This is a genomic window from Salinimicrobium profundisediminis (assembly GCF_026241755.1).
Lineage (GTDB): Bacteria > Bacteroidota > Bacteroidia > Flavobacteriales > Flavobacteriaceae > Salinimicrobium > Salinimicrobium profundisediminis.
This window is the reverse complement of record NZ_JAPJDA010000006.1, coordinates 149,907-158,400: the sequence shown is the minus strand read 5'-3', so window position 1 is coordinate 158,400 and position 8,494 is coordinate 149,907. Positions and strand designations below refer to the sequence as shown.

Genomic DNA, 8,494 nt, shown 5'->3' with positions numbered 1-8,494 from the left:
TCTGAGCACTGAGCACTTTTTAATACTGGCTCATTATTCCTGTTCCTCTAGTAGCCACGAATTCACGAATATTTTTTATGTATTACTCCTCTCAAGCTTTTTTAATCAAAATTTCTGAGCACTGAGCACTTTTTAATACTGGCTCATTATTCCTGTTCCTCTAGTAGCCACGAATTCACGAATATTTTTTTGTATTACTCCTCTTAAGCTTTTTTTTTAATCAAACTTTCTGAGCACTGAGCACTTTTTAATACTGGCTCATCATTCCTGTACCTCTTGTAGCCACGAATACACGAATGTTTTTTATGTATTATTCCTCTTAAGCTTTTTCAGCAAACTTTCTGAGCACTGAGCACTTTTTAATACTGGCTCATTATTCCTGTTCCTTTTTTAGCCACGTATAAAATTACATAATTTTAGGGCAGGTTTTAATTCCTGGTGCTTGTAGCTGTTCTGGTTTTTTCCCGGTTGAAAATATTCCAAATCTCGTATTCCCTATACCAGGGCGCCCTTATTGCTCCCTGAAGTACAACTTCCCGCTCAAGAACAGCAGCACTAAAGGAAGAAGGGCCACCGGACTGTATTCTTCCCTTTCCAAAATGCTCACAATAACGAGAATTATAGCAATGGCGGCGATCATTAAGTTATCGAAGGTGTTTTTTGTCATTTTTGATGGGGATTTAGGAGCTTGGGGGGTTAGTTTTCTTTCCTGGTTTCTGAAAATTAGTGAAATCCGTTATTGCGCTTAACCCATATTATGCACAGAACTTCTTTTTATCTTTTCCTTCTCCGCAATGCTGTCTACAAAATATTCATATTTTCTTTTCTCATCATTTGAAGAATCTTCCATATATAACATCACTTCTTCCAGCAATTTTGAAAGATTGTAGATATTATTTCTTTTTCTATTATTAAGCTTTAACAGATAACTAATGAATCCAAAAAGACCCGATAAGCCTAACAGTAAATAAGCAGTAAACTCCGATATCAATAGAAATTCTTCTTTATCTGATCTGGATAAGTCTATTTCATTTGAAGTCACTAAATCAATAATAATATCTGGAAATAAAAGTAAAATACCAATGACCAAACAAATTAGAAATAACAAGATTATGGGTATTTGTAGAATATTCGAAGTAACATTTTTAGAAAACTTAATAAATATACCTTCCTTAACTTCTAAATAAGTTTGCCAGAATCTTCTCAGTTTAGCTTCAGTTTCTTGTATTTTAAAGAGTTTATATTGTCTTAATTCCTCATTGATCTGCTGATCCATTTTTTTATTGGGTTTAAAAGGTTTTTTAGATAGTAGAAGGCAAAAAAATATTTAAGTCGACTAAGCTTAAAAATACTTTCTTGTGGTATTTAATTTAATGTGTTAAATCATCAGTTATTTGCGATGAACCGATTTTGAGAACGTTATTTATCTTAGCGCTTGATTATACCCCTCTGAATAATCCACTTTTAATGATTCTATATCTAATTTATGTGTAGCTATAAAACTTTGAATTAATTCGTCTGTTATTGAATGAATTTCGTATTTCTGAAACTCTTTAAAAAAAGCTTTTACATTGGTTCTTAAATGCTTTAATTTTCCTCTTCTCATAATTTCAACATCATGTGTGAAATTTGCATGATAAGAAAGACTTTTAGTAGGTATAATTAAAATTTTCTTTACAGGTGAATCAGAATATTGAGATTCGAACCATCCGCAATGAGAATTCATTTGGCCGGCTTCATATTTACTTATTTCTTGTCTCTCTAAATCTACTTCACTTTTGCATTCAAAAATGAAATATTGATTATTACTTCCACACCATAAATTATCAGGACCTTTTTTTATTTCTTTGTCAGGTCTTTCACTCAAAAATCCCAACATTAGGCCTAATTCCTTAAACGCAGCTTCAAATTTTTCAGCAGATGTTCCAAAAGTCAAATCTGATAAAATACTATCAACTGCTAAATTTAATTCTTCAAAATTTTCATGTTGCTTAATCCAATTGAAAATTCTTTTAGTCCTTTCTTCTGTTATGAAATCTAATTTTTTGTAGGTTATACCTTCTCTTGGTTTAAGTAATTCATTGTTCTTAGAAAATGCACTCTTTTGAAGATTATTAGAATCATGTTTACTAGATAAGTATTTATATCTTGCCATTGTTTGCAGATACCAACCTTTCTCCGGTATGTCGGTAACATAATTATCAATCAAATCTTGCATTACTTCACACGCCTTTTCATATTCTCCAATATAATTATGTTCTGAGGCTTTTCTTTCCAAACTGAAAATTTCATGAATTTTACTTGTTGATGGATCTGAACTAATTTTATTCATTTCCTCTCGATAGAATTCTTTCCAACCTTCATCTCTTTGTAAAGATTGTTTCATTAGAGATCTTATAACATCAAAAGGTTGATTTTCATTTGGAATATCTTCTTCTGCCATTTTGGCAATTTCAATTCCTATTTCTATCTGTTTCTGCGTTTGAGGAGAAAAGTATTTATTTGTTCTAGAGCTTTTTAAAAACTTTACTAAGTCTGCTCCAATAACTAATATTAAGCAAAAATCTTTTTCACCTCTAACACTTCTACCTAACCCTTGCTCTATTTTTTGAGCAATCTTAATATTAAGAGAATCACTTCCTTGCCTATTTGCTTCTTCATATCTGTCGGCTAAGGAGAAGAAATATGGTTTACTATCTAAAATAAGTATTCTACAAGTTTCATCTGGTAAATCTATCCCATCATATCTATTAGCAAATACTACAGTATTTTTAAAATTTGATTTCTTTAAATGGTCTACTACTGAACCAATTTCTTCGCTCTTTGGCACAATAGAACCTAAAGCCTTATATGTTGTGGATTTCTTAAAAGAGGAAACCAGTGACACAACACCATAATGTTTCTCATATGGTTTAGACATTACGGTTACTATTTTATCACGATCTAAGCTATCATGTACTAAAGAAGGTATAACTAACATTTTCTCACCTGACCAAATTTGATCAGGATTATGTAAAGGGTTTTTGATAGAATTAATTTTAAACCCTAAACCCTTTATAAAAAAGGAGTCATCTTGTGTAGTTGCCGACATAAGAACTCTCTGGCTAGCATTATTAAATGAAGAGAACTTATCGATTGGTATATGAATAGGAGATATTTCTAAGCTATTACCAGAAATAAATGCTTGGCAATTTATAATATTATCTTTTATGAATGGCCAAGAAAAAGCCACATCATTTTCTTCTCTATGTGTAGAAAGTATATTAAGTATCTCTTCTGATTTATCTATCCAATTCCAATATGGAATTGGAAGAAAAGAATCATATTCTCCATTTTCAATTTCTAAAAATGTTCCTTGACCTTGTTCTGGTAAAAAATCTTTAAACAGCTCAAAAAATTCTTTATAAATTTCGTCATCCCTTTTAACACTAATTGTAAAAGTATTTTTAATTGAATCTATACAAGCATGAGAATCATCGAGTATAATATTTTCGACATGGACATAGTTCTTTCCTAATCCAAATTTAGTTTTGCCGTTAAATACTTTTTGAACATGTGTTATCAGTATCTTCTCCCCATCTATGAACTCGTTCGGGAATGAGCCATCATCTTCAAATGAGCAGAAACTTATTCCAAATTTTCTAGCGTCTCTCTTTACCTGTTGAACTAAGTACTTGTTAGGACATACATATAAACATGGTGACTGACCAGAATTTATTTTTGATTGCAGTATTAATAAACCAATTAGTGTTTTACCTTCTCCAGTATGTAATTTTATAATTAAATCTTTTTCATCTTTCCTGGAATCATACCATTCATTTAGAATTTTGAATTGTGCAGGCCGTAAAGGACCAGCGATGCTTCTCCTATCTAAAGAATCATATATTTCAATTGGATCGGTTTTCTTTTCAATTTCTGGTTTGTTCAGTTTCTTTTTAAAATCTACCATATTACTTAAATATTTGCCCAATAATTTATCCAACAATAAGAACTTGAGATTATCTGTCTCGTAAAAGGGATATCCACAAACCTGCTGCTCCTTCAGTAAAGCTATTAAATATTTGTTAAAGAAGCTTACGGGAATCCGTAAAACAGTGCTCATTATCAACCGATTTGGGAAGAAAGTTGATAAATACTTTCCAAAAATGGCATTTTTGAGAGGTATTTCCGGGTAAGGTGGAATTTTGACCTTTCCTCCTCTACTTCAGGGAGTTCATAATTTCTTCTTAAAAAGAATGTCGGGCCCCGTTATGAAGAGCTTTCAGAAGACAGGAAGATATCAGCTAAAGAACAGGCATCAGATTTACTTCCGGCCAAGGGAATACTTCAGCAGGGATTGGCACCAATAAAAAAGCATGAGACTTCCGAAGAAATGTTAGTTTCAGGAATGATTAAGGTGTCAAAAATGGCATTTCAGAAGAGGATTTTTCCGAAGTAATAAAAAACTAATTCACTATTTGCTGCTGCACCCATACGCTAAAAGAGGTTTCGTAAGCCCGCGTGATGATGATCACTGCCGCACCTATACCTACCAGCCACCACGAATAGTTATTGCGTTTGATTTGCAGCCCGGCAATGGCACCAAGAATGAGGAATGGAAGCATTAAAAGCAGGTTGGGCACGAGCCAGGAGCCGCCAAAAATGATGACTGCTTTCATGACTATAAAAAAGATGCTGTAAATAAGGATGATCTTGGTGAGGATCTCCAGGTTGCGTTGCGACATATTACCTGTAATTCTTTGGGGGCTTGCGGGCATAACTTAGCTGCTCAAAAGCATAGCCCATGTTTAAAAGCTTTTGTTCTTCAAAAGGCCTGGCGATAAGCGTAATGCTCTTAGGCTCTCCCGAGGCCTCAAACCCCGCAGGAATGGCCAGCGCCGGATATTTAGCCACGGCTGCATGGGCCGCGTGATAATTGTTTATTGACGCCACGGCATCAAGATTGTGCTTTTGCATGGGCACATCAAAAAAGCTTCTTCCTTTATCGCGCAGCTGTGCAGAGATATTTTTAAGACTGGCAGCGCTGGTAGTATCGGCCACAATAGCCTCAAAAAGCTGCTGCCCGTAAGGCGCCCTTAGCAGGCTGTCTTCTTTATTATAGGCCACGATCTCATCTACACTCCTAAATTGCACCTGTTCTCCCGCAGCGGTACTTAAATAGGCAGAAAGATCTTTCTTCATATCGGCGTTTAGCAGGGTGAGGAAGTTATCGAGCGGCACTTCTTCGGCTTCAAATTCCACTATCACAGCCCCGCCTTCTTTCATGGCTTGCACGGCCTTGTTGTAAATGGAATCCTGCATCAGGGATTTCATCACGCCAATCCTTTTTCCGTTTAAAGCATCGCGGGAAAGACTCTGTGCGTAATCTTCATTTGCCGCGACTGATGCTGCGTCTTTTGGATCTTTTCCGGTAAGGGCATTGAGCAAAATGGCATTGTCTATAACATATTTTGTCATGGGGCCGGGCGTATCGAGCGTTTCCGAAATTGGAATAATACCACTGCGGCTCAGTAACCCGACGGTCGGTTTTAAACCTACCACCGAATTCTTGGACGCGGGAGACAGGATAGAACCTGCAGTTTCGGTACCCACGGCAGCCACAGCATAATTTGCGGCAACGGCAACACCACTTCCGGAGCTGGAGCCGCCGGTTTCAAATTGTTTCCTTCCGTAGGGATTCAGAGTTTGTCCACCCACAGCACTATAACCCAAAGGGCAGCCATCACAAAAATAATAAGCCCATTCACTGAGGTTTGCCTTTCCTAAAATGAGCGCATTATGCTGCTCTAAACGATCTATAATAAAGGCATTTTTGGCAGGTATATTTTCGGCCAGGGCAATGGCTCCGCCGGTAGTCGCGAGATTGGCGGTGTTGATATTGTCTTTTATAAGCACGGGCATGCCATAAATGGAGTTCTCACTGCCGGGCGGAATGTCTCTTTTATCGAGTTCCCTCGCCTGGTTAACTACATTTGGATTCAAAGCGATCACCGCATTTAAGGAAAGATCATTATTGCTCTCCAGTTCCCTGATGCGGTAAATGTAGAACAGCGTAAGATCCTCATAGCTAAGGCGGCCATCCTTTACCGCGCTTTGCAGCTCGGGGATGCTTCTTTCGAAGATAAGCTGCTTTAAAGATTCGTACTTCCTGGCTGAGAAACCGGCAAGATCTTTCTCAAAAGGCTTCCTGATATCATTCTTGTCCAGGTATTTTGAATTGATGAGCTTAAACCTCATTCTTTCTATCTCATGAGAGGCCTGCTCTTCAAGCCGGGCAGTCTCATCTATCGGCTGCCACACCACAGGTTGTTTAACCGCGGTGTCTTCGGACTTTTTTACGCCACATGACAAAAGAGTCAGCGGGAGCAAACAAAGAAAGAGGATCTGCTTCATAAGCGCAGTTTTATTTTTTAAAGAAAGAATCTACAAACTCAAATTTATTGAAAACCTGCAGGTCTTCTATGCCCTCTCCCACCCCGATATACTTCACCGGAATTTGAAACTGGTCGCTAATACCTATCACCACACCACCTTTTGCGGTACCGTCAAGTTTGGTTACCGCCAGCGAGGTCACTTCGGTAGCTGCAGTAAATTGTTTGGCCTGCTCAAAGGCGTTTTGCCCGGTAGAGCCATCGAGTACCAACAGCACTTCATGCGGTGCATTGTCTACCACCTTTTGCATTACCCTTTTCACCTTAGTGAGTTCGTTCATGAGGTTTACCTTATTGTGAAGACGGCCTGCAGTATCAATGATCACCACATCGGCCTGTTGTTTTACGGCGCTCTGCACCGAATCGAACGCCACCGAAGCCGGGTCACTGCCCATACTTTGCTTTACAATAGGCACCCCAACCCTGTCGGCCCACACCTGTAACTGGTCAATAGCGGCTGCACGGAAGGTATCGGCTGCACCAAGCACCACTTTTTTACCTTCTTTTTGAAACTGGTAGGCCAGCTTTCCTATTGTAGTGGTTTTTCCCACGCCATTGACGCCAACCACCATGATCACATAAGGTTTGGTATCGGCAGGTACGTGAAAGTTGGTAGCTTCTCCCGAATTGGTTTCAGATAATAGCGCTGCGATCTCTTCCCGTAGTATCCTGTTAAGCTCTTCGGTACCCAGAAACCTGTCACGGGCCACTCTTTCTTCTATACGCTTAATGATCTTTACGGTAGTACCTACCCCAACGTCACTGCTCACCAATACATCTTCGAGGTCATCGAGTACCTCGTCATCAACTTTAGATTTACCGGCCACAGCTTTACCCAGCTTGGAAAAGAAATCATTTTTTGATTTTTCGAGTCCTTTATCAAGGGTTTCTTTCTTCTCCCGGGAGAACATTTTCTTAAATAAACTCATTGTATGGTCTAATCTTTATTTGAACAATTGGCTCTACTTATAAAAAGGTAGCCGTGGTAAATATACACAAAAACAAAAAGCCGTCCCGATAGCTACCGGGACGGCTTTTGTATATTTTGAAAATAACTTATTTCTTGTTCAGGAAGTCATTTACCATTTCAGGAGCCATAATAGCTTCCACAAATGTATAGGAACCGCTCTTTGGAGACTTTACCATTTTAATGGCTTTAGTTAATCTCTTTGAACCCGTTTGTAATGTTGCTACTGATTTCTTTGCCATGACTTACTTATTTTATTTCTTTATGAACCGTCATCTTCTTTAGGATAGGGTTGAATTTCTTCAACTCCATTCTATCTGGCGTGTTCTTTTTATTTTTTGTTGTAATATATCTTGAGGTTCCTGGTTTTCCAGAAGCTTTATGCTCTGTACACTCTAATATAACCTGAACTCTGTTACCTTTCTTTGCCATTTTACTGCGTCTTAAATGTTAAGGATTACTTGTTTAAAAAACCCTTTTCCCTTGCTTCTTTGATTACAGCCGAAATTCCCTTCTTATTAATATTTTTAATAGCAGAAGTAGACACCTTTAAAGTGATCCATTTATCTTCTTCAGGGATAAAAAAACGTTTTTTAACCAAATTGGCGTCAAATTTACGTTTTGTCTTGTTCATCGCGTGGGAAACATTGTTTCCTACCATTGCTTTCTTACCTGTAAGTTCACAAACTCTTGACATTGCTCTATACTTTAACTCGTTATTTCAAAACAGGCTGCAAATTAACGATTTTTTTACCTAATAGCCAATAGCAGATAAAAATATTTTTTCTGAAGTTTCATTTTTACGTCAACTCCCGAAATATCTGTCAAAAATGCCATTTTTAGAACTTCTGTCAAAGATCTGTTTTACTTTCTTCGGAAGATCTCCTGCTGAAGAACTCTCTAAGCCTGAAATTTACGTCCAAACTTACTGAAAATGAGCTTTCCATATAAATCGCCACGAATACACGAATTTCATTTTTTTACTTTTTCATCCCTGATCTCTTCAACGATTGCGGATTTGTAATCTGTGCCGAGCAACTGTGATCAAAATAATATTAGAGCACTAATAGCCTGCAACAAAACCTACAAGGTCAAA

The 8,494-nt window shown here is 37.5% G+C and carries 9 protein-coding genes; all 9 read right to left on the bottom strand.

Annotated elements, in window-relative coordinates:
- Nucleotides 1-511 precede the first annotated feature (511 nt).
- The 9 genes from OQ279_RS05300 to rpmB all read right to left on the bottom strand — a co-directional run bounded on the left by OQ279_RS05300 (nucleotide 512) and on the right by rpmB (nucleotide 8,095).
- Nucleotides 512-667 (bottom strand): hypothetical protein, encoded by a 156-nt coding sequence (locus OQ279_RS05300; RefSeq protein WP_266068798.1) that lies wholly within the window; start codon nucleotides 665-667, stop codon nucleotides 512-514.
- A gap of 78 nt (nucleotides 668-745) precedes the next feature.
- Complete coding sequence (locus OQ279_RS05295) at nucleotides 746-1,276, bottom strand: hypothetical protein (protein ID WP_266068797.1); 531 nt, start codon at nucleotides 1,274-1,276, stop codon at nucleotides 746-748.
- Between the two features lie 147 nt (nucleotides 1,277-1,423).
- On the bottom strand, nucleotides 1,424-4,102 hold the full coding sequence (locus OQ279_RS05290; RefSeq protein ID WP_266068796.1) for a DEAD/DEAH box helicase family protein: 2,679 nt from the start codon (nucleotides 4,100-4,102) through the stop codon (nucleotides 1,424-1,426).
- 343 nt (nucleotides 4,103-4,445) lie between these two features.
- Nucleotides 4,446-4,757: a hypothetical protein gene (locus tag OQ279_RS05285; RefSeq protein ID WP_266068795.1), complete on the bottom strand. Its 312-nt coding sequence runs from the start codon at nucleotides 4,755-4,757 to the stop codon at nucleotides 4,446-4,448.
- A complete protein-coding gene (locus OQ279_RS05280; protein ID WP_266068794.1) occupies nucleotides 4,726-6,393 on the bottom strand; it encodes an amidase family protein in 1,668 nt (555 codons plus the stop codon). Before OQ279_RS05280 ends, OQ279_RS05285 begins: the two co-directional genes overlap by 32 nt.
- Before the next feature lie 10 nt (nucleotides 6,394-6,403).
- Nucleotides 6,404-7,360 (bottom strand): signal recognition particle-docking protein FtsY, encoded by a 957-nt coding sequence (ftsY, locus tag OQ279_RS05275; protein WP_266068793.1) that lies wholly within the window; start codon nucleotides 7,358-7,360, stop codon nucleotides 6,404-6,406.
- Between the two features lie 127 nt (nucleotides 7,361-7,487).
- Nucleotides 7,488-7,640 (bottom strand): DUF4295 domain-containing protein, encoded by a 153-nt coding sequence (locus tag OQ279_RS05270; RefSeq protein WP_266068792.1) that lies wholly within the window; start codon nucleotides 7,638-7,640, stop codon nucleotides 7,488-7,490.
- Nucleotides 7,641-7,647: 7 nt separating this feature from the next.
- Nucleotides 7,648-7,830 (bottom strand): 50S ribosomal protein L33, encoded by a 183-nt coding sequence (rpmG, locus tag OQ279_RS05265; protein ID WP_093113661.1) that lies wholly within the window; start codon nucleotides 7,828-7,830, stop codon nucleotides 7,648-7,650.
- Nucleotides 7,831-7,855: 25 nt separating this feature from the next.
- Nucleotides 7,856-8,095 (bottom strand): 50S ribosomal protein L28, encoded by a 240-nt coding sequence (gene rpmB / locus OQ279_RS05260; protein ID WP_265163121.1) that lies wholly within the window; start codon nucleotides 8,093-8,095, stop codon nucleotides 7,856-7,858.
- Between the last annotated feature and the right edge of the window lie 399 nt (nucleotides 8,096-8,494).